The sequence below is a fragment of the Citrobacter sp. CK191 genome, assembly GCF_030333435.1.
In the GTDB taxonomy this organism is placed as follows: Bacteria; Pseudomonadota; Gammaproteobacteria; order Enterobacterales; family Enterobacteriaceae; genus Citrobacter_B; species Citrobacter_B koseri.
Genome location: NZ_JAOWFX010000031.1, coordinates 775,580 through 798,988, shown reverse-complemented (window position 1 = coordinate 798,988; position 23,409 = coordinate 775,580). Strand labels below are relative to the sequence as shown.

Sequence of the window (23,409 nt, the reverse complement as noted above, 5' to 3'; positions counted from 1 at the left end):
TCAGGCCCCTTGATGATGGAGAGTGAAACTGTTGGCGTAACGTTCGGGGTCCCGCCCGGTCCATACGGAACCATCCATGAGGGTGCTGGTGCGTAACAGCTGAGAAGGCGGCGTGATGCCGCCTACCGCTGCGGCGGCGTCCCGCCAGATGTCCGTGCGGTTAATCCGGGCGGCGATGGCGTTATAATCCGGCGCGTCCTTGAGCAGCCCCCAGCGACGAAACTGCGTCAGGAACCACATCCCGTCGGAATGCCACGGAAAACTCACTTCCGCATCGTGATAAAAACGAATGGCGTGCGCGTCCTGCCAGCGATGCCCTGCGCCGTTGTCGTACTCGCCCAACATACGTCCGGTCAGGTACTGCTCTTTGGTGTTGAGCCAGGCGCGACGGGCCAGTATTTGTGCGGTTTCGCGTCGGTTTTCTACTGAGGCGTCGATCCAGCGCGCCGCCTCCAGTACCGCGCTGACCAGCGCTCTGGCGGTGTTTGGATGCTGTTCAACCCAGTCACGGCGCGTTCCCAGGATTTTTTCCGGGTGATCGGGCCAGATGGCCTGCGAGGTCGTGGCGGTAAAACCAATGCGATCATTAATCGCGCGGGCATTCCACGGCTCACCGACGCAAAAGCCCACCATGTTGCCAATACGCATGTTCATCACCATTTGCGGCGGCGGCACGACGACCATTCGGACATCAGAGAACGGGTTAATCCCCGCACTGGCCAGCCAGTAATAGAGCCACATCGCATGCGTTCCGGTCGGAAAAGTATGCGCAAAGGTGTAAGTGCCGGGCGCTTGTCCGGCGATCATGTTTTTCAATCCGCCAGCGTCGGTAATGCCTTTCTCCTGGAGCGCCGTCGACAGCGTGATTGCCTGCCCGTTCTGATTTAGCGTCATCAGGTTCGCCATCGGCTGTGGCTTACTGGCAATACCAAGCTCAAGACCATAGAGCAGGCCATACAGCACATGCGCCGCGTCCAGTTCGCCGGAAACGAGTTTGTCGCGCACCGCCGCCCAACTGGCCTCTTTGGTCGGCACAAGGGTAATGCCGTATTTCTTATCAAACCCTTTCAACGCGGCGATGATCAGCGGCGCGCAGTCGGTGAGCGGAATAAAGCCGACTCTGACAATTTCAAGTTCGGGTTTGTCCGACCCTGCCGCCCACACGGACTGCATCAAACCGGGCACCAGCAGCACCCCGCCCATCGCGGCCCCTGCCTGCAATAATCGACGTCGCGTCAATGAAACAGACCTGTCACCCATACATGCTCCCCATTGCAAAAAAAAAGCGCCCGGCAATGCCGAAGCATTGCAGGACGCCTTTATCCCAAACGCGCGCAAACCGTCGTTGGTTTGCCGCTAAACTATTTTCAGAACTCTTTTACCATTTCAGTCCTGCAATTCAGATGCCAACATCAACATGCCCTTATCCCGCCGCTTTTCAGGCGGTACGCGAACGCGCTTGCACCCGAATCTGGCACACGATGCCCAGCCGTTGTGCAGCTACCCTTTGGTTGTCACCTGCCAGAGCGATTTCACCGTGAGCAGCGCACGCGCGATGTCCACCATCCGCTGGTTCTTATCCATCGCCATTTTGCGCAGCGACTGCCAGGCCTGCTCTTCAGACAGATTCTGGTGATGCATCAGCACATATTTAGCCTTATCAATAACCTTTCGCTCCTCCAGCGCATCCTGTAGCGACGCCAGTTGCCCGCTGAGCTGCTCCAGCTCCCGCGCCTGTTGCCGCACAACCAGCAGCAACTGCTTATCCCGGCGCAATGAGAACGTATCGTCGGTGGCATCATCCAGCCAGCTGGCGAGCGGCAACGTTGTCTCATCCTGCGCCAGACGACGCTCCACCGCAGACATTAACTCGGCGATCAGCATCTCCTCGATGCTGCGCAGTTGCTCCAGCCGTTGCGTCTGGAGCGTGAACCAGCGTAAAGCGCTTTCGCCCTTATCGGGCGCAGGCTGGCGCGTACAGGCCAGGCGGCGCCACTGTTCGATAGCGGCTTCCGCTTCGCACTGCTGGCGAAATGCGTGAACCGCCGTCGGAGACGCCAGCGATATAAAGGTGTCAAAGCAGAGCTGCTGTCCGTCAATGCGATCCACCAGTTCCTGTCGCATCTCGTGGCTGAACGCCCCTTGCGTAAACCCTATCGCCCCCAGCGCCCGCTCTTGCCCCACCAGCTCCTTACCCTGCATAAAGCTATACAGCGCGACCATCCCTCCGGCGATGTGGGGATGGTCGATGTTGTCGTTAAGCTGCGGCACAATACTTAGCAGGTGGCGCAGTGTGCGGCTGTACTGATCCATCGCCTGTGGCGCATCGCTATGCCGTCCACTGACCGTTTCGCGCAGCTGCGGCAACTGCTCCAGACACCAGACAGCCCCGGCGATGCGATGACAGAGCGCGCTGTTCGCCATCGGCCTCATCTCCTGCAACAGGGACTGCAACCGGGCGTGTTCTTCGTCCACCAGCGCGCGGCTGGCGCGTATCTCCGGCCCATAAAGTTGCCCTGCGGAACACAACCAGATGTTGGATGCGCCGCGTTCGCACTGTAGCATATGCACCAGATGGCTAATCCGGGACACCAGCTTCCCTGACTGCGCCAGTTGGCGAAGCTGCGTATTCTCAAGCTGGCGCGCATAATGAAACCATTGGGTGGCGCCGGGGCGGCTTTCCATATTCGTCATCATCGTTGCTCTCCCGGGTAACAGGTCTACCCGTACTACAAGCAATATCCATGCCCCCCTGACAACAGGAGTCAAAATGCAAAAGATAGTGATCGTCGCAAACGGTGCGGCATACGGTAGCGAAGCGTTATTTAACAGCCTGCGTCTGGCCATTGCGCTACGTGAACAGGCCGGCGACCTCGACCTGCGTTTATTTTTAATGTCGGATGCCGTCACCGCAGGATTACGCGGACAGAAGCCTGCGGAAGGTTACAATATCCAGCAAATGCTGGAGATCCTGACCGCGCAGGACGTCCCGGTGAAACTGTGTAAAACCTGTACCGACGGGCGGGGAATCACCACATTGCCGCTCATTGACGGCGTGGAAGTCGGTACGCTGGTCGAACTGGCCCAGTGGACGCTGGCGGCGGATAAAGTTCTGACCTTCTGATCCCTGGCGCGGGAATTGCCCCTGGTTTCCGCGCACCTTCATTAGCGCTTAACGCGCGTTTAGCCCTGCTGATACTATTTTCTTATGGACGCGGTTGCAGCCTCAAGATTCGTCGCCCGGTAGCCGATAGGATTTCCAATACCACACTGAAGGAAATACTATGTTCAGCTCAATTCGCGCCCGTATTATTGCGGCGACAACGGGATGTCTGGTTGTCGCCCTCCTCCTTAACACGCTGATTAACCTTCAGGTAACGCGTCTCGATAACCGACAAGCGCAGCAGGATACGCTCACCAGCACCAGCGCCAGCCACAGTCTGGCGATTACCGACTGGGTTAGCAGCAAAATGAATATGATTTCCTCGTTGCAGCAGGCGGCGCTAACCGACGATCCGGTGCCGGTATTTCGTCAAATGGCGCTGGGCGGCGGCTTTACGAATATCTATGTCGGGTATGCCAGCAAAACAGCAAAATTCTCCGACCCGGCAGGCATACCGCCAGATTTCGATCCGACATCACGTCCCTGGTATCAACAGGTTGTCAGCGCTGACGCCGCCGTCGTTACGGCCCCCTATGTTGATGCCGGAACCGGCAAGCTGGTGGTAACGTTCGCCGTTCCGGTGAAAGAGAATGGCGAACTGAAAGCGGTGGTCGCCGGTGATGTCGCGATGGATGCCGTCGTGGCGAATGTACACGGTATTCGACCGACGCCCGCCAGCAGCGGTATGTTGCTCGACCAAAACGGAACGCTCATCGCCGCCAACGATCCGGCGCTGACGATGAAACCTTTCGCGCAGGTCGTCAGCGGCGTGGATTTCAATCAGGTAAAAAGCGGACACCCTGTTCAGGCGCTGATCGGCGAGAGCAGTAAAACGCTGCTGGCGACGCCGGTGCAAGGAACCCACTGGTGGCTGGTCGTGGCGTTAGACGAAAAAGAGGCGACCTCCGGCATGCTGGCGCTGCTGAAGGCGTCCACCCTGTCTCTGCTGCTGTTGGTTCTCGCGGGCGGCGCAGTGATGCACCTTCTGGTGGCTCGCCTGATGAAGCGTCTGTCCACGATCCGTGACGCGATGCATGCCATTGCCAACGGGACGAACGATTTGTCTCAGCGTTTGCCGGACAGCGGCACGGACGAGGTCGCGCAAATCGCCAGGGCGTTTAACGGTTTTAGCGATAAGCTGTCCGTAGTGATGGTACAGCTACGCGATGCCAGCGCCTCAGTGAAAATGGCCGCGCAGGAGATTGCCGCCGGTAACCGCGACCTTTCAGGCCGTACCGAGCAGGCCGCCTCCAGCCTGCGTGAAACCGCCAGCGCCGTTGAGCAAATCACCGCATCGGTCGCCCAGTCCACGGAATCTGCCGCCGAAGCCAACGATCAGGCGCAAAAAGCCTCACAGGCCGCCACGCGCGGCGGCGACGTGGTCTCGCAGGCAATCACGACAATGCAATCCATTGAAGGGGCATCGGCGAAAATCGGCGATATCACCAGCGTGATCGACGGTATTGCGTTCCAGACCAATATTCTGGCGCTGAATGCTTCGGTCGAAGCCGCCCGGGCGGGAGAGCAAGGCCGCGGGTTTGCCGTTGTCGCAGGTGAAGTGCGCAACCTTGCCAGCCGCAGCGCGCAGGCGGCAAAAGAGATTAAATCGCTGATCGACTCCACAACCACCAGCGTCGCGACAGGTTCACGTTATGTTCATCTGGCCGGAGAAAGTATGCAGGAGATCCTGTCCAGCATCGGCCATGTCTCCGGCATCATGCATGAAATCAGCATAGCCACCAGTGAACAGATGAAAGGCATTCAGGAAATAAATCACTCCGTGAACCACCTTGATCGCATGGTGCAACAGAACGCTGAACTGGTGGTGCAGTCTGCCGCCGCCGCAGGCGCCTTGCAGAGCCAGGCAGGCGAGCTGGCTGAAACTGCCGGGCATTTCCGAATTTAATCTTATAAGGGCGTGTTTTTGTCGAAAGTTACCACGCCCTTTCAATGATTTTCAGGCATTTTGTCATTTTTGTTTAATGGTTATGCCATTTTTTGATCAAAATCAGCATCCGTGAGCTCACCCTTTGGTGTTATGCAGTGAGTGAAATGTGAACAACATCACGCAGCACTTCCGCAAGGGAGTACGTTGTTTTCAAGAACGGGGTGAAAAATGGCATTAGTGAAAGCAAGTTTGAAATTGTTTGGTGGGGATACGGTGATAGTGCGTTGTTCTGAACGCTGCCACATCCATTTAATGAGCGAGAAAAAACACGTCAAAGACACGCAGACCGATATTTTAAGCGTGCAGAACCGTGATAATGCCTGGCTGACCGTACCGTATACCGGTGTCTGGAACGTGCTGATCGACAGCCACAGCCAGTCACTGGAACACTCCATCAGTTATATCGCAGCCTGATGTTTTTGCCCCTGGATTCAGGGGCAACGCTCAGGCAAATCCGGGGTTGAATCCCCTTTCCGGCTGATTCTCGCCTAACAAGCCTCTGACTTTCGCCACCAGATCGTTCAGGCAATCGTCCCGCATCCCCAGTCTGGCAAGCTCCTGTTCCAGCGAGAACAGATATTGCGCGTTGGTGCCCAACGGCCCACTGGCGGCAGCGATCAGCGGCGCGATAATCTGAGCGCGAGTATCCGACTCATACAGCGGGTGCCGCGGGTCCATAATAAACACCAGCGCATTGACCGTCCGGCCATCATCCAGCGCCAGCTGGCACCAGGTGGGAAGATAGCAGCCGGTAATCATTTCCCGCTTCCACAGCAGCGTCAGCTCCTGCTCCAGCGCGTTCTCCGGCAGTTTATAAGCCACGCCAGTAGTTCGCCCGCCCTCTTTCAGCGCCAGCATCCGTCCGGGCTGGCACGCCGTTCCACGCCCTGCCGTCAGACGCAGACAAAACGCCCGGTGCCAACCGACCAGCGTACCGGTACAGGACTCGTCAAATTCTAACGCCGGATTCCACATCAACGATCCATAACCGAAGATCCACACCGGCCCATTATCGGGCCTACAGGCAAGCGTCGCCGCCAGTGAAGCGGCCCGTTGTTCTGCTGACCAAAGTAGTGATTCTTCAATAGCGCCAAACGCCGTTTTACAATCGGCATTCAGTAAAAAATCACGCGTTAACACCTTACACCTCCGCCACTGCAAACTTCCCTGCAACACTTTTTTGACGCCTTCCGGGCATTTTAACTGCTCATTTTGAAACCACTAACAGGACAATATGCAATTCAATCGCCGCTTGCAAGGCAACAGACGCTCAACGCGCATCATTTGCCTGGTCTGGCACGAAGACAATCAGCGCTTTTTATGCCACTTATCATCGTCCCCTTTTTGGTAATCATTTTTGACGGCAGCCCAGGCAACCTTATGCGCGGTCTCCTCCCTGCTGGCGTCGTCACGTCTGTCCGCTTTATCTTTATATTGTTCCCAGGCGCTATTAAACGCCTCCTTATAGATATCCTGCGCGTGCGCAGGCAGCACATTCTGAACGCTTTCCGGCAAATCGCTTTTCGTTTTATAAGGCATTGCTGACTCCTCTTTTTGCTGTAAACCTTTAGTGTGGTCAACAATGTTTTGTCTCGCCAGTCGGGGGGGATTTTACTTTTTATTTGTCACTAACCCACTGTTATTCATATACTCTCTAAACAAGACGTACTTTTTTATTCACTCTGCGGGGAAAAATAGCCCATGCCGTAAAATTACGTAAAAACACAATGATGAAGCCGCGATTTCTGTTATTTTTTACAATCTTTAATACATTTATAATTAAAAACACCTGCGGAGATGGAGAATCATAATGACACACGCACATGAGGCGGTGAAAACCCGCCACAAGGAGACCTCGCTTATTTTCCCGGTTCTGGCACTGGTGGTGCTGTTCTTATGGGGAAGCAGTCAGTCACTACCAGTGGTCATCGGTATTAATATACTTGCCCTTATTGGTATTTTAAGCAGCGCTTTCAGCGTTGTCCGCCATGCGGATGTATTAGCGCACCGACTCGGCGAACCTTACGGTTCCCTTATCTTAAGTCTTTCTGTCGTTATTCTGGAAGTGAGTTTAATTTCCGCATTGATGGCCACCGGCGACGCCGCGCCAACGCTGATGCGCGACACGCTCTATTCAATCATCATGATTGTAACTGGCGGACTGGTCGGTTTTTCTCTGCTGCTTGGCGGTCGTAAGTTCGCCACGCAATATATGAACCTGTTTGGCATTAAACAGTATTTAATTGCCCTGTTTCCACTGGCGATTATCGTACTGGTCTTCCCTATGGCGTTGCCAGGGGCGAATTTTACTACGGCTCAGGCGCTGTTAGTGGCGCTTATTTCCGCCGCGATGTACGGCGTTTTCCTGCTGATTCAGACGAAAACGCACCAGAGTTTATTCGTTTACGAGCATGAAGATGAAAGTGATGACGATGACCCGCACCACGGTAAACCGTCCGCGCACAGCAACATCTGGCACGCTGTATGGCTGATCGTACATCTGATTGCCGTTATCGCCGTGACGAAAATGAACGCCAATCCGCTGGAGACACTGTTAACCGAACTGAATGCGCCAGTGGCATTTACCGGTTTCCTCGTGGCCTTGCTGATCCTCTCCCCTGAAGGGCTGGGCGCGCTGAAAGCGGTGTTGAATAACCAGGTACAGCGAGCCATGAACCTGTTCTTTGGTTCGGTACTGGCAACCATCTCCCTGACCGTACCGGTGGTGACGCTGATTGCATGGGCTACCGGAAATGACCTGCTCTTCGGTTTGGGCGCCCCGGAGATGGTGGTAATGGTGGCCTCACTGGTGCTGTGCCACATTTCCTTCTCGACCGGGCGAACCAATGTGTTGAACGGCGCGGCGCATCTGGCTCTGTTTATCGCTTACCTGATGACCATTTTTGCCTGACGGACAAAAAAGCCCGGTAGCGTTTACGCTTTCCGGGCTTACGAAACCGCGTTTATTGTAGGCCGGATACGGCGTCAGACGCCCTCCGGCACACATCATCCCCGCTTAGTGTTCGGTATCCAGCTCGCCGAAGCTTTTCACCAGATCGTCAATCGCTTTAATTTGCTTCAGGAACGGTTCCAGCTTCGCTAACGGCAGCGCGGACGGACCGTCACATTTCGCATGCTCCGGGTCCGGGTGCGCTTCAATGAACAGACCGGCCAGACCTACCGCCATACCGGCGCGCGCCAGTTCAGTAACCTGCGCGCGACGACCGCCAGACGCGGCGCCAAACGGGTCGCGGCACTGCAACGCATGGGTGACGTCGAAAATAACAGGCGAGTTACCGGAAACTTTCTTCATCACGCTAAAGCCCAGCATATCAACAACCAGGTTGTCGTAGCCGAAGTTCGCACCGCGATCGCACAGGATCACTTTATCGTTGCCGCCTTCGTGGAATTTGTCCACGATATTGCCCATCTGACCAGGGCTGACGAACTGCGGTTTTTTCACGTTAATGACCGCGCCAGTTTTTGCCATCGCTTCCACCAGGTCGGTCTGGCGAGCGAGGAATGCCGGAAGCTGAATGACATCCACCACGTCAGCGACAGGCTGCGCCTGACTGGCTTCATGAACGTCGGTGATCACTTTCACACCAAACGTTTGTTTCAGTTCCTGGAAAATCTTCATCCCTTCTTCCAAACCCGGGCCACGGTAAGAGTGAATAGAAGAACGGTTGGCTTTATCAAAAGAGGCTTTGAACACATAAGGAATACCCAGCTTCTGGGTCACGGTTACGTAGTGTTCACAGATACGCATCGCCAGATCGCGTGATTCCAGCACGTTCATACCGCCAAACAGCACGAATGGCAGGTCATTTGCCACGTTGATGTCGCCAATGCTAACCACTTTTTGTTTCATAAGATCGCCTTAACCATGGGTAAAATGTCGATTAATTAATGCAAAACAATTTGCTTGTGCGCAATGGTATTAATCTGCGCACGAATCATTTCGCTGATCGGGTCTTCTGGACACTGTTCAACAAAATAACTTAAATCCGTCAACGCAACATGTTCACACTCCAGTTGCGCATAAATCAGGCCCCGGTCGCGGATCTCGTAAGGGTCTTCCGGGTTAAATTGCAGTAACGCTTCGCTGGCGCGCAACGCCAGTTCCATTTGCCGCTCTTCCATCAAGGAAGATTTCAGCGTATCCAGCAACTTGCGAATGACCTCAGCGTTATCCGCCTCATCCAGATCTTCGTTAAACAGCTCAGCGACCGGGCTAATATTGCCCTTCAGCCAGACTTCCAGCGTATGCTCATCGAGCGTTTCGCCGTTAAATGGGTTGATCAGCCACATTTCCCCCTCCAGCGATTCAATACGCAGAATCAACTGGGTCGGGAAAATGACCGGCACCAATGGGAGACCCAGCCGGTGAGCCAGCCACAATAAGATTGCGCCTAACGATACCGCGCTTCCCTGGCGGTTTTTCAGAACCTGATCGAGCCACAATGCATCAGAAAGACGGTAGACGCCGTGGGTATCTCTGAACCCCCACTCGCCATAAAAAAGTGCCAGCAATTTTTCCAGTTGCTCATCCTGAGACAGGAGCTGGCTAATTTCTTCATGCGCCAGACTGGCCAGACGTTCCAGTTCGTCATAGACCGCTTGCGTCGGAAAATCCAGGCGGATCGATTCCGATGCCAGGATCATCCCATCGCACAGTGGCGCTTTATTAAATTCGAAATCAGCTAACGACCTCATGACTTACCCCAGTAACGGTATTTTTGTGGTGGCGAGTTTAATGATGATGTACAGCACCACCAGCGCCAGCGGGAAGGCGATAACGCGCGCCTGCTGACTGCGCGCCTGACGATAATCAAGCGCAATAAAACCCAAAACGATGTAGATGATAACGCCAAACAACTTCTCAGTCAGCCATGTCCCCTGTTCGGTGAATGGCAGGATGTGCGTTTTTATGATCAACCCCGCTCCGCTAAGCAGCAAAACGGTGTCAATAATCGGCGGGACAACCCGCGTCCAGCGTGCGGATGCCAGCGCATGGCGGGTATAGCGCCACCAGAAACGCAGCACGAACAGGCTAACGGAAAGCGTAACGCTGGTCAGATGGACGCCCAGCAGCAGCGTAAATGTATTCATGGCGCGATCCGCCCAAGCGTGATTCGTTCGTTGTCGCCATAATCACGGCAGGTCTCAACCTGAACGTACCCCGCCTGCGCCAACGCGGTTCTGACCGCCGCCCCTTGCTGCCAGCCGTGCTCCAGCAACAGATACCCCCCCGGCGCCAGCACATGGCGCGCCTGCGCGATAATGTACGTGATATCCGCCATGCCGTTATCGTCTGCGACCAGCGCCGACAGCGGTTCAAAACGCACATCGCCCTGCGCGAGATGGGGATCATGAGCATCAATATACGGAGGGTTGCTGACGATCATGTCAAATTGCTGCCCCGGTAACGCCGCAAACCAGTCGCTTTGCAGTATGCGAACATTGTGAATCGCCAGATGTTGCGCATTACGGCCAGCCAGCGCCACGGCGTCTGGCATACGGTCTACCGCCGTGACCTCGCAGTCCGGTCGCTCTGTCGCCAGCGCCAGCGCAATCGCGCCGGTTCCGGTGCCGAGGTCGAGAATCCGACACGGCGAATCAGGCAGACGCGCCAGCGCCTGCTCGACCAGACATTCGGTGTCCGGGCGCGGAATCAGCGTAGCGGGCGAGACAAACAGCGGCAGTGACCAGAACTCGCGCATGCCAGTCAGGTGTGCAACCGGTTCGCCGCGCTGACGACGCGCCAGCAACTGCGCCAGTTGCTCACGCTGCGTGTCGGTCAGTGCCGTTTCGCCAAATGCCAGAATAAAGGTGCGCGCCTTACCGGTAACGTGACCCAGCAAAATCTCGGCATCACGTCGGGGGCTTTCACTCTCCTGTAAGCGGCTTATCGCCTCACGCAACCAGTGCTGGTAATCCATTATTCCTGCTCGGACAACGCCGCCAGTTGGTCGGCCTGATGTTCCTGAACAATCGGCTCAATGAGCATGTCCAGTTTCCCCTCCATCACCTCATCCAGACGGTAGAGGGTCAGGTTAATACGATGATCCGTCACGCGACCCTGCGGGAAGTTATAGGTACGGTTGCGATCGCTGCGGTCGCCGCTACCTAACAGGTTACGCCGGGTTGAGGCTTCAGCCTGCTGACGCTTCGCCGTTTCTGCGGCATGGATGCGCGCCCCAAGCACCGACAGCGCCTTCGCTTTGTTTTTATGCTGTGAACGTTCGTCCTGGCACTCCACCACGATACCGGTCGGCAAGTGCGTAATACGAATTGCGGAGTCGGTGGTGTTAACGTGCTGACCGCCCGCGCCCGAAGAGCGGAAGGTGTCGATACGTAAATCAGCCGGGTTAATATCCGGCAGTTCGGCCTCCGGCAGTTCCGGCATAACGGCGACGGTACAGGCGGACGTGTGGATACGCCCCTGCGATTCGGTCGCCGGGACGCGCTGAACGCGATGGCCGCCGGACTCAAACTTGAGTCGCCCGTAAACGCCATCGCCGCTGATTTTGGCGATGATCTCTTTATAGCCGCCATGCTCGCCTTCACTGGCGCTCATGATCTCTACCCGCCAGCGACGCGCTTCAGCGTAACGGCTGTACATGCGGAACAGATCGCCTGCGAACAGCGCGGCTTCATCGCCGCCCGTTCCGGCGCGCACTTCGAGGAAAGCGTTACGTTCGTCATCGGGATCTTTTGGCAGCAGCAGAACCTGCAACTGTTGCTCCAGTTGTTCACCTTTTTCTTTGGCTTCGCGCAGTTCATCCTGCGCCATCTCGCGCATTTCAGGATCGTCGAGCATCATCTGTGCCGTTTCGATATCATCCTGAACCTGTTGCCAGTCCGTAAAACAGCGAGAAACATCGCTTAATTGCGCATACTCACGCGACAGTGCGCGAAAGCGTTCCTGGTCTGCGATGGTTCCCGCATCACCCAACAGCGCCTGAACTTCTTCATGGCGTTCGTGCAGGGCTTCCAGTTTGGCAACGATAGAAGGCTTCATAGGCGTAAATGCACCCTGTAAAAAATAGATTGGTGTGCTGCTACTCCAGCCCGAGGCTGTCGCGCAGAATATTCAGGCGTTCGTCATCCCCGTCACGGGCAGCCTGTTGAAGAGATTTAGTTGGCGCATGGATCAGGCGGTTGGTCAGTTTCCATGCCAGATCCTGCAAAATGGCTTGCGCGTCGCCGCCCTGTTCAAGGGCTGCCAACGCTTTAACTGTCAGTTCATCGCGTATGTGCTCTGATTGACTACGGTATTCGCGGATGGTCTCGCTGGCGCTTTGCGAGCGCAGCCAGGCCATAAATTCGCTGGCTTCCTGCGCGACAATCGTTTCGGCTTCCACTGCCGCCGCTTTACGCTGCGCCAGGTTATGCGAAATGATGCTTTGCAGGTCATCAACGCTGTACAGATAGGCATTCGCCAGTTTCCCGACTTCCGGCTCCACGTCGCGCGGCACGGCAATGTCCACCAACAGCATCGGTTGGTTACGGCGGCTTTTTAATGCGCGCTCCACCATCCCTTTGCCGATAATCGGCAGCGGACTGGCGGTTGAGCTGATAATAATATCGGCTTCCCGCAGACGTTCGTCGATGTCGCTCAACGAAATAACCTCAGCTCCCACTTCATCTGCCAGCACTTGCGCGCGTTCGCGGGTGCGGTTGGCGATGATCATTTTCTGTACTTTATGTTCACGCAGATGGCGCGCGACCAGTTCAATGGTTTCACCCGCCCCGACCAGCAACACCGTCACCGTGGAGAGGGATTCGAAAATTTGACGCGCCAGCGTACAGGCGGCAAAAGCAACAGACACGGCGCTGGCGCCGATGTCTGTTTCGGTGCGTACGCGTTTGGCGACGGAAAACGATTTCTGGAACATGCGTTCCAGCGCGCTGGCATGCAGATGGCCTTTTTGCGAATCCGCAAACGCTTTTTTCACCTGACCGAGAATTTGCGGTTCGCCCAGCACCAGCGAGTCCAGCCCGCTGGCGACGCGCATCAGGTGGCTGACGGCGTCGTTGTCCTGGTGCCAGTAGAGGCTATTGCGCAGGTCGTCTTCATTGAGATTATGGTAATCACATAACCAACGAATCAGCGCCTCTTGCAGGTTATCCTGTTCTTCAACGCTGAGATACAGCTCCGTGCGGTTGCACGTCGACAACACCACACCGCCCTGCACCATCGGCTGCGCAAGCAGGCTGTCCAACGCCTGATCGAGCGTATCTGGCGAAAACGTTACGCGTTCTCGCAGCGATACAGGTGCCGTTTTATGGTTAATACCGAGCGCTAAAAGGGTCATGTGTGCGGGAATAGTACCAGCGTTGATAAGGTTAGACTGGGTGCATCATACAGGATGCTCGTGGTCAATAAAAGAGACAGCCTCCTTTTGGAGTAATAGCTTACTGTTTAAATTAAGATAACGTGAACGTAGACGATGTACCCGGTCAGCGCTAGCATTAAGGGTTATAACTGCAACCAACCGACGGGTTCAGTTTGTCGGCCTGATAAGCATAGCGCCATCAGGCAATTATCGCACCGTATTACAAGGATTCGTCATCACTATGACCCTGCCTGATTTTCGCCTGATCCGCCTGCTCCCGCTGGCTAGCCTGGTCCTCACCGCCTGTACGATCAATGCGCCGAAAGGTCCTGGCAAAAGTCCCGACTCCCCTCAGTGGCGTCAGCATCAGCAGGACGTGCGCAAGTTGAATCAGTATCAGACGCGTGGCGCGTTTGCTTATATCTCCGACGATCAGAAAGTGTATGCCCGCTTCTTCTGGCAGCAAACCGGTCAGGATCGCTACCGTCTGCTGTTGACCAATCCGCTGGGCAGTACCGAACTGGAGCTGAACGCCCAGCCGGGCAATGTGCAACTGGTCGACAATAAAGGGCAGCGTTACACCGCCGACGACGCCGAAGAGATGATCGGCAAGCTGACCGGGATGCCCATTCCGCTTAACAGCTTACGCCAGTGGATTCTCGGTCTGCCGGGCGACGCCACCGATTACACCCTCGACGACCAGTACCGCCTGAGCGAAGTGAACTACCGCCAGGACGGTAAAAACTGGAAAGTGGTATACAGCGGATACGACAGTAAAACGCAGCCCGCCATGCCGGCAAATATGGAACTCTCTGACGGCGGTCAGCGCATCAAACTGAAGATGGATAACTGGATTGTAAAATGATGACCCACTGGCCATCTCCGGCAAAACTAAATCTGTTTTTATACATCACCGGACAGCGTGCGGACGGTTATCACACATTGCAAACGCTGTTCCAGTTTCTTGATTACGGCGACACGATCGGCATTACGCCGCGCGGCGACGGCGAAATTCATCTTTTGACGCCTGTCGAGGGCGTCGAAAATGACGACAATCTGATCGTCCGCGCGGCGCGGTTGCTGATGAAGACAGCGTCCGCCCACGGGCGTTTGCCCGCAGGCAGCGGCGCGGATATCAGCATCGAGAAACGTTTGCCCATGGGCGGCGGTCTGGGTGGCGGCTCCTCCAATGCGGCGACCGTTCTGGTGGCGCTGAATCATCTCTGGCAGTGCGGATTATCGGTCGATGAACTGGCGGAAACGGGCTTAACGCTGGGCGCAGACGTCCCGGTGTTTGTCCGTGGACATGCGGCCTTCGCCGAGGGCGTGGGTGAAATCCTGACGCCGGTAGACCCGCCGGAGAAGTGGTATCTGGTTGCCCACCCAGGGGTAAGCATCCCCACGCCGGTTATTTTCAAGGACCCCGAATTACCGCGCAACACGCCAAAAAGGTCAATAGAAACGTTATTAAAATGTGAATTCGGCAATGATTGCGAGGTTATCGCAAGAAAACGTTTTCGCGAGGTTGATGCGGCGCTTTCCTGGCTGTTAGAATACGCGCCGTCGCGCCTGACTGGTACAGGGGCCTGTGTCTTTGCTGAATTCGATACAGAATCCGCTGCTCGTCAGGTGCTTAAGCAAGCCCCGGAATGGCTCAATGCGTTTGTGGCGAAGGGTGTCAACCTCTCTCCATTGCAAAAAGCCATGCTTTAAGCCGGGCAAGCTGAGTTTCGGTGACAACGTCACCCTGTTCCAGACGTTGCATCGCGCTCTTTAATACACCGCCTGGATAGGATATTGCCTGGCCCGCACAGTTTTCGGCAGATTCTATCCACCAATGGACGCATGCCTGAGGTTCTTCTCGTGCCTGATATGAAGCTTTTTGCTGGTAACGCCACCCCGGAACTAGCACAACGTATTGCCAACCGCCTGTACACTTCTCTCGGCGACGCCGCTGTAGGTCGCTTTAGCGACGGCGAAGTCAGCGTACAAATTAACGAAAATGTACGCGGTGGTGATATTTTCATCATCCAGTCCACTTGTGCCCCTACTAACGACAACCTGATGGAATTGGTTGTTATGGTCGATGCGCTGCGCCGTGCTTCCGCAGGCCGTATCACCGCCGTTATCCCTTACTTTGGCTATGCGCGTCAGGACCGTCGTGTACGTTCCGCTCGTGTACCGATTACCGCAAAAGTCGTCGCTGACTTCCTGTCCAGCGTTGGCGTTGACCGCGTTCTCACCGTTGACCTGCATGCTGAACAGATCCAGGGCTTCTTTGACGTTCCGGTTGATAACGTATTCGGTAGCCCAATTCTGTTAGAAGATATGCTGCAACTGAACCTGGATAACCCGATTGTGGTTTCTCCAGATATCGGTGGCGTTGTGCGTGCCCGCGCTATCGCTAAGCTGCTGAACGATACCGATATGGCGATCATCGACAAACGCCGTCCGCGCGCTAACGTTTCTCAGGTGATGCACATCATCGGTGACGTTGCCGGTCGTGACTGCGTACTGGTTGATGATATGATCGATACCGGTGGTACGCTGTGCAAAGCAGCAGAAGCACTGAAAGAACGTGGTGCCAAACGCGTATTCGCCTACGCGACTCACCCGATTTTCTCAGGCAATGCGGCAAACAACCTGCGCAATTCGGTGATTGATGAAGTCGTTGTCTGTGACACCATTCCACTGACCGACGAAATTAAAGCACTGCCGAACGTGCGCACGTTGACACTGTCGGGTATGCTGGCCGAAGCGATTCGTCGTATCAGCAACGAAGAATCCATTTCAGCTATGTTCGAACATTAATCGAACCCGGCTAAAAAACCCGCTGCGGCGGGTTTTTTTGTCTGTAACTCTTATTTGTATGACCAATGCCTCCTTCACCTGCCATTTAGTTGACAGATGATGCGCTCATGGATGAAACATTATTGTGAACAGAATATTTTCCTCACATGTGATGCCTTTCCGCGCCCTCATCGACGCTTGCTGGAAAGAAAAATATACCGCCTCACGGTTCACCCGTGATGTGATTGCCGGGGTAACCGTCGGGATCATCGCTATCCCGCTGGCGATGGCGCTGGCAATTGGCAGTGGTGTTGCACCGCAGTACGGTCTTTATACGTCCGCTGTGGCGGGGATTGTTATTGCCTTAACCGGCGGGTCGCGCTTCAGCGTCTCCGGCCCGACCGCCGCATTTGTCGTTATTCTCTACCCGGTATCGCAACAATTCGGGCTGGCAGGTCTGCTGGTCGCCACCCTCATGTCCGGGGTGTTCCTGATCCTCTTCGGCCTCGCGCGTTTTGGCCGTCTGATCGAATACATTCCCGTATCGGTCACGTTAGGTTTTACATCAGGGATCGGCATCACCATCGGGACAATGCAGATTAAAGATTTTCTCGGTCTGCAAATGGCCCATGTGCCGGAGCATTACCTACAAAAAGTCGGGGCGCTGGTTATGGCGTTGCCGACCATTAATCCGGGCGATGCCGCTATTGGCGTGGTGACGCTCGGTATGCTGATTTTCTGGCCGCGTCTGGGGATTCGTCTGCCAGGCCATCTTCCGGCGCTGCTGGCGGGCTGCGCCGTTATGGCCGTGGTTAATCTGCTGGGTGGTCATGTGGCGACGATTGGTTCACAGTTCCACTATGTGCTGGCCGATGGTTCGCAGGGCAACGGCATTCCTCAGTTGTTGCCGCAGCTGGTATTGCCGTGGAATCTCCCGGATTCAGATTTCACGCTAAGCTGGGATTCATTGCGGGCGTTATTGCCAGCCGCTTTCTCGATGGCGATGCTGGGGGCGATTGAATCCCTGCTGTGCGCGGTCGTGCTCGACGGCATGACGGGCACCAAACACAAAGCAAACAGCGAACTGATCGGCCAGGGGCTGGGGAATATTGTGGCGCCGTTCTTTGGCGGGATCACCGCGACGGCGGCGATCGCCCGTTCTGCGGCAAACGTGCGCGCAGGCGCGACCTCGCCCATTTCCGCCGTTATCCACGCAATTCTGGTCATCCTCGCCCTCCTCGCGCTGGCTCCCCTGTTGTCATGGCTGCCGCTTTCCGCCATGGCCGCGCTGCTGCTGATGGTTGCGTGGAACATGAGTGAAGCCCATAAGGTGGTCGATTTACTGCGACATGCGCCCAAAGACGACATCATCGTGATGATGATGTGTATGTCGCTGACGGTGCTCTTCGATATGGTGATTGCGATCAGCGTCGGGATTGTCCTGGCTTCCCTGCTGTTTATGCGCCGTATTGCCCGTATGACGCGCCTCGCGGCGGTAAACATCACGGTTCCCGATGATGTGCTGGTATTACGCGTTATCGGGCCGCTCTTTTTCGCCGCCGCGGAAGGATTATTTACCGACCTCGAATCACGCATTGAGGGTAAACGCATTGTGGTGCTGAAGTGGGACGCCGTTCCGGTGCTGGATGCCGGTGGTCTGGACGCCTTCCAGCGCTTTGTGAAGCGTTTGCCGGAAGGCTGTGAACTGCGCGTCAGTAACGTGGAATTCCAGCCGCTGCGCACCATGGCCCGCGCCGGTATCAAACCCATTCCAGGTCGTCTGGCATTCTTCCCGAACAAAGATGCCGCGCTGGCGGATATCTAATCCCGGCTGCCGGTCTGTACCTCAACAGACCGGCAAGTTTTCTTGTTGAAAACTGGTTTTCTGCGTCTGGCTTGTTATTATCGTTTTCCTGATATTTGTTAGCGATAACCGATATGAAACCGACCTCTCCGTTTGTTTTTCGTGAAATAACGCGGGACGATATTCCTGCCGTACAGTCCTTTATTATTCGGCATCTTAATCTTTATTTTAATGCCGGAAGAGCATTACCCACTGCGAGTGACGACGTATTCGACCTCCAGGGAAATTATCTTGAGCGGGAAAGAAACCAATTGTTCGGCGTCTGGAATGAACAACAGCAGATAATTGGGACGCTGGCGATATGTCAGTACGATGACAGAATAGAGATGTTGCACGGTCGTTATAATTTACCGGAGACAGCTGAGATTTGTCGCTGCTATGTCGATCAGCATTATCGCAGGCAAGGTATTGGCAGCCAACTGGTCTCGCTGGCTGAACAATTTTGCGAGCAGCAACACTATAAAATATTATATTTGCACACCCATCATTTTTTACCCGGCGGGTATCAATTCTGGCGGCGAAATCTGTTTAACGTCTTCATGGATGTGGGCGACGAGTGGCAGATCGTGCATATGGAAAAACCGTGTAAATATATTGTTACCAGCGACAATATTGATAACATTCACTGTTTATAATAACGCCTTCTTTCTCATCGCGATTAATTGATCAACGTCAATCAATTCTCATTTGCCTTTCCGTTATTACTTGCGGTTGCAATAATCACCACCCCAACAAAAACACAACCATTTGAATTTAAATTAATTAATATAAAAATCGCCATAAAGTATGATGTTTTTGCTCTTTTTTCATACGGTTGACGAGGTTATTGATTGCCGATACAGTCGCCAGTGACAGTATTCATAACACAGCCGTTGTTTTGAAAGGAATATGGTGCGGATTATTTTAATCTCATTCCATAGCTGCCCCCGCAACTGTAGGCGGATACCGAATATCTGCGTGTGGTTATTGTAACCACCGGTCACTGTAAAGATTTGCTTTATGGGAAGGCCGATATTTTGATTACCGCGAGCCAGGAGACCTGCTGTCAGGGTTGTACACATTGAGTGGACGGGATGGTCCATGGGATGATTTATTTGGCATAAATACCATTATGAATTGATGAGCCTATTCCTGCTGAGATTTTGCATTCTCATAATTTCATCATTCAATGTCATCTATCGTCATGTACCTGTCCCGATATATGGAACCAAATAAACCATGACCAGACGTTCAGATTCTGGCATGTACAGGACGATAACAATGTACGCAGACTTTACTTTACCTCATAAAAAATACCTTCTGGCTGTGGCTGGCGCAGCGTTATTATTCACATCAGGATTGACTCATGCGGCAAAAACAGTCTATCCGTTGACGATTAAAAACTGCGGCCGTGATATTACCTTCAATAAAGCCCCGGAACGCGTTGCCACGGTCGGGCAAAACAGCACTGAAATTCTTTATTCCCTGGGGCTGGCCGAGCGCGTTGTCGGCACATCGCTGTGGTTCGGTCCCGTCCCGGATGCTTACAAAGCGGCAAATGAAAAAGTGGCCGTGATTGCGCAGAACATCCCCAGCTTTGAAGGCATTATTGCCAAAAAACCGGATTTGGTCGCCAGTCAGTTTGAATGGCAAATTGGGCCTGCCGGAACCGTCGCCTCTTACGAGCAGTTTAGCGAGTTGAACGTGCCGGTATATACCGCGCCTGCGGACTGCGCTAAAGACAACGAAGACGGTGGCGACGGTGTACGTAAAGGCATGTTTGATATTGCTATGGTTTATCAGGAAGTCTCCGATCTGGCGAAAATTTTTGACGTGCAGGACAAAGGCGATGAATTGATCGCCAGTCTGAAGGCCCGTGAAGCTGCCGCCAAAGACAAAATTGCCGGAATGGATAAAAACGTCTCCGCCGTATTCTGGTTTTCCAGCGCCGATCTGCAACTGGACCCCTATGTGGCCGGGAAATTTGGCCCTGCCGCATGGATCGCCCAGACGCTGGGGGTGAAAAATGTGATTGATTCTGCTGAAGAGTGGCCAACCGTTGGCTGGGAAACCATCGCGAAAGCCAGCCCGTCCGTCATTGTTCTCGGTGAAATGAGCCGTCGTCGTTTCCCGGCAGATGACTGGCAGGTCAAACTGGAATATCTCAAGTCCGACCCCGTGACTAAACTCATCCCCGCCGTGAAGGAGAACCATCTGCCGGTGGTGGATGTGCAAACAATGAACGCCGGCATCAGAACGATAGATGGCGTCGAGAAACTCGCAGATGCGTTGGTTGAATACGGTCTGGCACATCCGAAAACGGCTCAATAATCTTTATGTCGCGCTATGTCTTACCGGGCATAGCGCGCCTCTGGTATTCAGAATTGCAGGTAGATGATGAGCGAAACTCGCAGGACGCGTCGCGCTGTCGGCCAGTTAACGATAAGAATCGGGGGACACGCCCTTTGGGTCAGCGTGCTGATGTGCTGCGTTCTATTGGCGGGGATCTCCATTGGCGAGACGTTTATCCCCTGGCAGCATGTTATCCATACGCTTTCTAACCAGTTCTTTGATACGCGCTATGCCGTTGATGCGCTGGATGCGGGCATTATCTGGAACTATCGCCTGACGCGGGCGTTGGTTTCTGCCTGTTGTGGCGCGTGTCTGGCGGTTTCCGGCGTCGTATTGCAGTCATTGCTACGAAACGCGCTGGCAGAGCCTTATCTACTGGGGATCTCTGCCGGCGCCTCGACCGGCGCTGTTCTGATCGCCTTAACAGGGCTTGGCGCTGGGATCGTCAGCATGTCGCTCGGGGCTTTTATTGGGGCGTTAACGGCTTTTCTTTTCGTGGCGTTACTGGCGATCGCCGCCGGGGGGAGACAGGGAAGCGCCACCACGCAAATCATCCTGGCCGGGATCGCCAGTTCACAGCTATTTAATGCCCTCACCTCACTAATCATCACTCGCTCAGCGAATGCGGAACAGGCCCGTGGGATTATGTTCTGGCTGCTGGGCAATCTGAGCGGCGTTCGCTGGCCAGATGTCGTTTTGGCCGTCCCTACCGCGCTGGTCGGTGTGGCGTTATGTTTTTGTTACGCCCGTCATCTGGATGCGTTTTCGTTTGGCGCAGAGTCCGCAGCGTCACTTGGCATCCCGGTAAAACGCACGCGCGGAGTCCTGATTGCCGCCGTTACCGGGATGACAGCAATTATGGTCTCCATTGTCGGGGCGATTGGTTTTGTCGGCCTGGTGATCCCCCATGCCGCCCGCCTGCTGGTGGGTAATCAACACCATCGATTGCTGCCAATCAGCGCCATGATCGGCGCCATTTTTCTCATTATCGCCGACGTAATCTCCAGAACATTACTTCCCGGGCAGGTGTTACCCATCGGGGTGATTACGGCGCTTGTAGGCGCACCTGCGTTTTCCATCATTTTGATCAGAGGAAACCAGACAAAATGACGGTAAATTCTGCTCTCACCGCTCCACGCTATCCTTCTGCAACAGTCCGAAGCCTGGTGCAGGCGCAGCAACTGCACTGGGAAGTAAAAGGCAAAGCCATCGTCAGCGACGTCTCTTTTCACGTCGCGCCCGGTGAGTTTGTCGGCATTATCGGCCCCAATGGCTCAGGCAAAACATCACTGATCTCATTGCTTGCCGGTTTACTGAAACCCTCGTCAGGCAGCGTAACGCTGGAGAATAAAAATATCCGCCATTACTCGCGCCGCCATTTAGCGCAAAAAGTGGCGCTGGTGGAACAACAAGCGGAAACCAGTGAACGTCTCACCGCATTGCAGGCTGTCTCTCTGGGGCGCACCCCGTGGTTGAGTCTGCTCTCGCCCTGGTCTAAACAAGATGACGATATTGTCCAGACCATGCTGGAGAAGGTAGATCTACAGCGCGTACAAAATCGCTGCTGGAATACCTTTTCTGGCGGGGAAAAACAGCGTCTGCATATCGCCCGGGCCCTGGCGCAGCAACCGAAAGTGCTGCTGATGGATGAACCCACGAACCATCTCGACATTCAACATCAGATAGGTCTGCTTAATCTGGTGAAACGCCAGAAGCTCACCGTCATTGCGGCTCTGCACGACCTGAACCATGCCGCCATGTTCTGCGACCGCATTCTCGTAATGAAAGCGGGTCAACTGGTGATGCAGGGCAGCCCTGCAACCATTTTTACGCCTGAAAACCTCAGCCAGTGGTTTGGCATTAATGCCATCGTTGAGCAGGCGCCGGATGGATTGAGCTGCTTCATCCGCTACCAACGACCGGAATAAACACCTAAGGGAGAACCCATGAAATTGATTAAGCAAAGCCTGAGCATGTTATGTCTGTTAGCGCTGACCACCACGGCTTTCGCTCAGACCCACGAAGTGCTGATGAAAAACAGAGGCGCGGGCGGCCCGATGGTATATGAACCTGATTATCTGGCGATTCAGCCAGGCGACACCGTGAAGTTTATTCGCAAGCATAAGAGCCATAACGCTGCGTCAATCGCAGAGCTTTCGCCAGCAGGCTACCCCGGATTTGTCGGCAAGATTGATGAGGAAATTGAGGTCAGGTACGACAAACCTGGATTTTACGGTATTAAATGCACCCCGCATTACGCGCAAGGGATGGTGATGCTCATTAAAGTGGGTGATGCAACCCTGCCTGACAGCTATCGAACCTTTAAGGCTCCGGGGATCGCGGATAAGCGTTTCCAGGACATTTATACACGCATTGAGAAACAGTAATCCAGATACGCGAAAATGGTGAGGGGCGCACGGTGGCGGATAAAAAACAGAGCAATGAAGACGTTCAGGTACAGCGGCGAGAATGCCTGTGTAAACTCACAAAATTTGTCGGGGCTGCGGGTGTCACCGCCGCCGTCTGGCCGCTCATCTCCGCACTGGGGCCGGATGATAAAACCGTAGCGGAAAACGAACCTGTCGATGTCTCTCTCGCCGGGGTTGCCGTCGGCCAGACGGTGAAAAGAGTCTGGCAGGGAAAGCTTATCCTTATTCATCACCGTACCCCGGAGGAAATTCGCTCAGCGCAGCAGGCGGATGTCCATCATTTTATCGATCCGCAGGCTGACGGCGAACGTATCAAGACAGAGTATCCGCAGTGGCTGGTCATTCAAGGTTACTGCCCCCACGCAGGCTGTGTGCCCAATGCCAAACCCGGTGGGCAAGGCTGGGTATGTCCTTGTCATGGCTCGGAGTTTGACACTTCAGGGCGCGTCACGCGGGGGCCCGCTACGGCGAACCTCGCAATCCCCGATTACGCGTTTCATCCCGATGGCCTGACTGTGCGTATCGGCGCGAAGGAAGTCTGA

The 23,409-nt window shown here is 54.7% G+C and carries 24 protein-coding genes and 1 riboswitch; of the genes, 14 read left to right on the top strand and 10 right to left on the bottom strand.

All coding sequences use genetic code 11. The features are described from left to right. The gene (locus tag OGV82_RS15455) at window positions 1–1,260 is read right to left on the bottom strand and encodes a CmpA/NrtA family ABC transporter substrate-binding protein (RefSeq protein WP_047463436.1); all 1,260 of its coding nucleotides are present in this window, start codon (window positions 1,258–1,260) and stop codon (window positions 1–3) included. Between the two features lie 240 nt (window positions 1,261–1,500). Next, window positions 1,501–2,697 carry a nitrate regulatory protein NasR gene (gene nasR, locus OGV82_RS15450; RefSeq protein ID WP_080750366.1) on the bottom strand — a complete coding sequence of 399 codons (1,197 nt, stop codon included), beginning with the start codon at window positions 2,695–2,697 and terminating at the stop codon, window positions 1,501–1,503. Between the two features lie 73 nt (window positions 2,698–2,770). Between nasR and OGV82_RS15445 the strand changes: the two genes are divergently transcribed. The 3 genes from OGV82_RS15445 to OGV82_RS15435 all read left to right on the top strand — a co-directional run bounded on the left by OGV82_RS15445 (window position 2,771) and on the right by OGV82_RS15435 (window position 5,525). After that, window positions 2,771–3,124 carry a DsrE/DsrF/TusD sulfur relay family protein gene (locus tag OGV82_RS15445; RefSeq protein ID WP_012132171.1) on the top strand — a complete coding sequence of 118 codons (354 nt, stop codon included), beginning with the start codon at window positions 2,771–2,773 and terminating at the stop codon, window positions 3,122–3,124. Between the two features lie 160 nt (window positions 3,125–3,284). Next, the gene (locus OGV82_RS15440) at window positions 3,285–5,069 is read left to right on the top strand and encodes a methyl-accepting chemotaxis protein (RefSeq protein WP_047463434.1); all 1,785 of its coding nucleotides are present in this window, start codon (window positions 3,285–3,287) and stop codon (window positions 5,067–5,069) included. Window positions 5,070–5,279: 210 nt separating this feature from the next. Beyond that, the gene (locus OGV82_RS15435) at window positions 5,280–5,525 is read left to right on the top strand and encodes a DUF1883 domain-containing protein (protein ID WP_012132167.1); all 246 of its coding nucleotides are present in this window, start codon (window positions 5,280–5,282) and stop codon (window positions 5,523–5,525) included. A 30-nt stretch (window positions 5,526–5,555) separates the two neighbouring features. Here OGV82_RS15435 and OGV82_RS15430 read toward each other — a convergent pair whose 3' ends face one another. Further along, window positions 5,556–6,251, bottom strand: a complete 696-nt coding sequence (locus tag OGV82_RS15430) for a gamma-glutamylcyclotransferase (protein WP_047463432.1) — start codon at window positions 6,249–6,251, stop codon at window positions 5,556–5,558. A 168-nt stretch (window positions 6,252–6,419) separates the two neighbouring features. Then, window positions 6,420–6,650 (bottom strand): putative cation transport regulator ChaB, encoded by a 231-nt coding sequence (gene chaB, locus OGV82_RS15425; RefSeq protein ID WP_012132165.1) that lies wholly within the window; start codon window positions 6,648–6,650, stop codon window positions 6,420–6,422. Window positions 6,651–6,921: 271 nt separating this feature from the next. On the opposite strand from chaB, the gene chaA reads away from it, so the two are divergent. Beyond that, window positions 6,922–8,022 (top strand): sodium-potassium/proton antiporter ChaA, encoded by a 1,101-nt coding sequence (gene chaA / locus OGV82_RS15420; protein WP_012132163.1) that lies wholly within the window; start codon window positions 6,922–6,924, stop codon window positions 8,020–8,022. A gap of 105 nt (window positions 8,023–8,127) precedes the next feature. On the opposite strand, the gene kdsA is transcribed toward chaA, so the two are convergent. From kdsA to hemA, 6 genes are read right to left on the bottom strand one after another with little or no spacing between them, the layout of a single operon-like run. Beyond that, complete coding sequence (gene kdsA, locus OGV82_RS15415) at window positions 8,128–8,982, bottom strand: 3-deoxy-8-phosphooctulonate synthase (protein ID WP_012132162.1); 855 nt, start codon at window positions 8,980–8,982, stop codon at window positions 8,128–8,130. Between the two features lie 35 nt (window positions 8,983–9,017). Continuing rightward, entirely contained in the window at window positions 9,018–9,827 is an 810-nt protein-coding gene (sirB1, locus tag OGV82_RS15410; protein ID WP_012132161.1) for an invasion regulator SirB1, read from the bottom strand. A 3-nt stretch (window positions 9,828–9,830) separates the two neighbouring features. Next, window positions 9,831–10,223, bottom strand: a complete 393-nt coding sequence (gene sirB2 / locus OGV82_RS15405; protein WP_047463430.1) for an invasion regulator SirB2 — start codon at window positions 10,221–10,223, stop codon at window positions 9,831–9,833. After that, on the bottom strand, window positions 10,220–11,053 hold the full coding sequence (gene prmC, locus OGV82_RS15400) for a peptide chain release factor N(5)-glutamine methyltransferase (protein WP_047463428.1): 834 nt from the start codon (window positions 11,051–11,053) through the stop codon (window positions 10,220–10,222). The genes sirB2 and prmC overlap by 4 nt, the downstream gene beginning before the upstream one ends. Next, a complete protein-coding gene (prfA, locus tag OGV82_RS15395; RefSeq protein WP_047463426.1) occupies window positions 11,053–12,135 on the bottom strand; it encodes a peptide chain release factor 1 in 1,083 nt (360 codons plus the stop codon). Before prfA ends, prmC begins: the two co-directional genes overlap by 1 nt. A 40-nt stretch (window positions 12,136–12,175) precedes the next feature. Then, the gene (hemA, locus tag OGV82_RS15390) at window positions 12,176–13,432 is read right to left on the bottom strand and encodes a glutamyl-tRNA reductase (RefSeq protein WP_047463424.1); all 1,257 of its coding nucleotides are present in this window, start codon (window positions 13,430–13,432) and stop codon (window positions 12,176–12,178) included. 262 nt (window positions 13,433–13,694) lie between these two features. Here hemA and lolB point away from each other — a divergent pair, with 262 nt between their 5' ends. The 10 genes from lolB to petA all read left to right on the top strand — a co-directional run bounded on the left by lolB (window position 13,695) and on the right by petA (window position 23,409). Next, a complete protein-coding gene (gene lolB / locus OGV82_RS15385; RefSeq protein ID WP_047463422.1) occupies window positions 13,695–14,318 on the top strand; it encodes a lipoprotein insertase outer membrane protein LolB in 624 nt (207 codons plus the stop codon). Next, window positions 14,315–15,166: a 4-(cytidine 5'-diphospho)-2-C-methyl-D-erythritol kinase gene (gene ispE / locus OGV82_RS15380; protein WP_012132155.1), complete on the top strand. Its 852-nt coding sequence runs from the start codon at window positions 14,315–14,317 to the stop codon at window positions 15,164–15,166. Before lolB ends, ispE begins: the two co-directional genes overlap by 4 nt. A 150-nt stretch (window positions 15,167–15,316) precedes the next feature. Beyond that, entirely contained in the window at window positions 15,317–16,264 is a 948-nt protein-coding gene (prs, locus tag OGV82_RS15375) for a ribose-phosphate diphosphokinase (protein WP_001518537.1), read from the top strand. A gap of 124 nt (window positions 16,265–16,388) precedes the next feature. Further along, window positions 16,389–18,068, top strand: coding sequence for a C4-dicarboxylic acid transporter DauA (gene dauA / locus OGV82_RS15370; RefSeq protein WP_024130291.1), 1,680 nt, complete (start codon window positions 16,389–16,391; stop codon window positions 18,066–18,068). A gap of 113 nt (window positions 18,069–18,181) precedes the next feature. Then, a complete protein-coding gene (locus OGV82_RS15365; protein WP_012132153.1) occupies window positions 18,182–18,742 on the top strand; it encodes a GNAT family N-acetyltransferase in 561 nt (186 codons plus the stop codon). A 200-nt stretch (window positions 18,743–18,942) separates the two neighbouring features. Next, a riboswitch (cobalamin riboswitch) is annotated at window positions 18,943–19,168 on the top strand. Window positions 19,169–19,367: 199 nt separating this feature from the next. Then, the gene (locus OGV82_RS15360) at window positions 19,368–20,417 is read left to right on the top strand and encodes an ABC transporter substrate-binding protein (RefSeq protein WP_024130290.1); all 1,050 of its coding nucleotides are present in this window, start codon (window positions 19,368–19,370) and stop codon (window positions 20,415–20,417) included. Window positions 20,418–20,483: 66 nt separating this feature from the next. Continuing rightward, entirely contained in the window at window positions 20,484–21,548 is a 1,065-nt protein-coding gene (locus tag OGV82_RS15355; protein WP_047463417.1) for a FecCD family ABC transporter permease, read from the top strand. After that, window positions 21,545–22,366, top strand: a complete 822-nt coding sequence (locus OGV82_RS15350; RefSeq protein ID WP_047463415.1) for an ABC transporter ATP-binding protein — start codon at window positions 21,545–21,547, stop codon at window positions 22,364–22,366. Before OGV82_RS15355 ends, OGV82_RS15350 begins: the two co-directional genes overlap by 4 nt. A gap of 18 nt (window positions 22,367–22,384) precedes the next feature. Beyond that, complete coding sequence (locus OGV82_RS15345) at window positions 22,385–22,825, top strand: pseudoazurin (protein WP_047463413.1); 441 nt, start codon at window positions 22,385–22,387, stop codon at window positions 22,823–22,825. A 32-nt stretch (window positions 22,826–22,857) separates the two neighbouring features. Next, on the top strand, window positions 22,858–23,409 hold the full coding sequence (gene petA, locus OGV82_RS15340; protein WP_047463411.1) for a ubiquinol-cytochrome c reductase iron-sulfur subunit: 552 nt from the start codon (window positions 22,858–22,860) through the stop codon (window positions 23,407–23,409).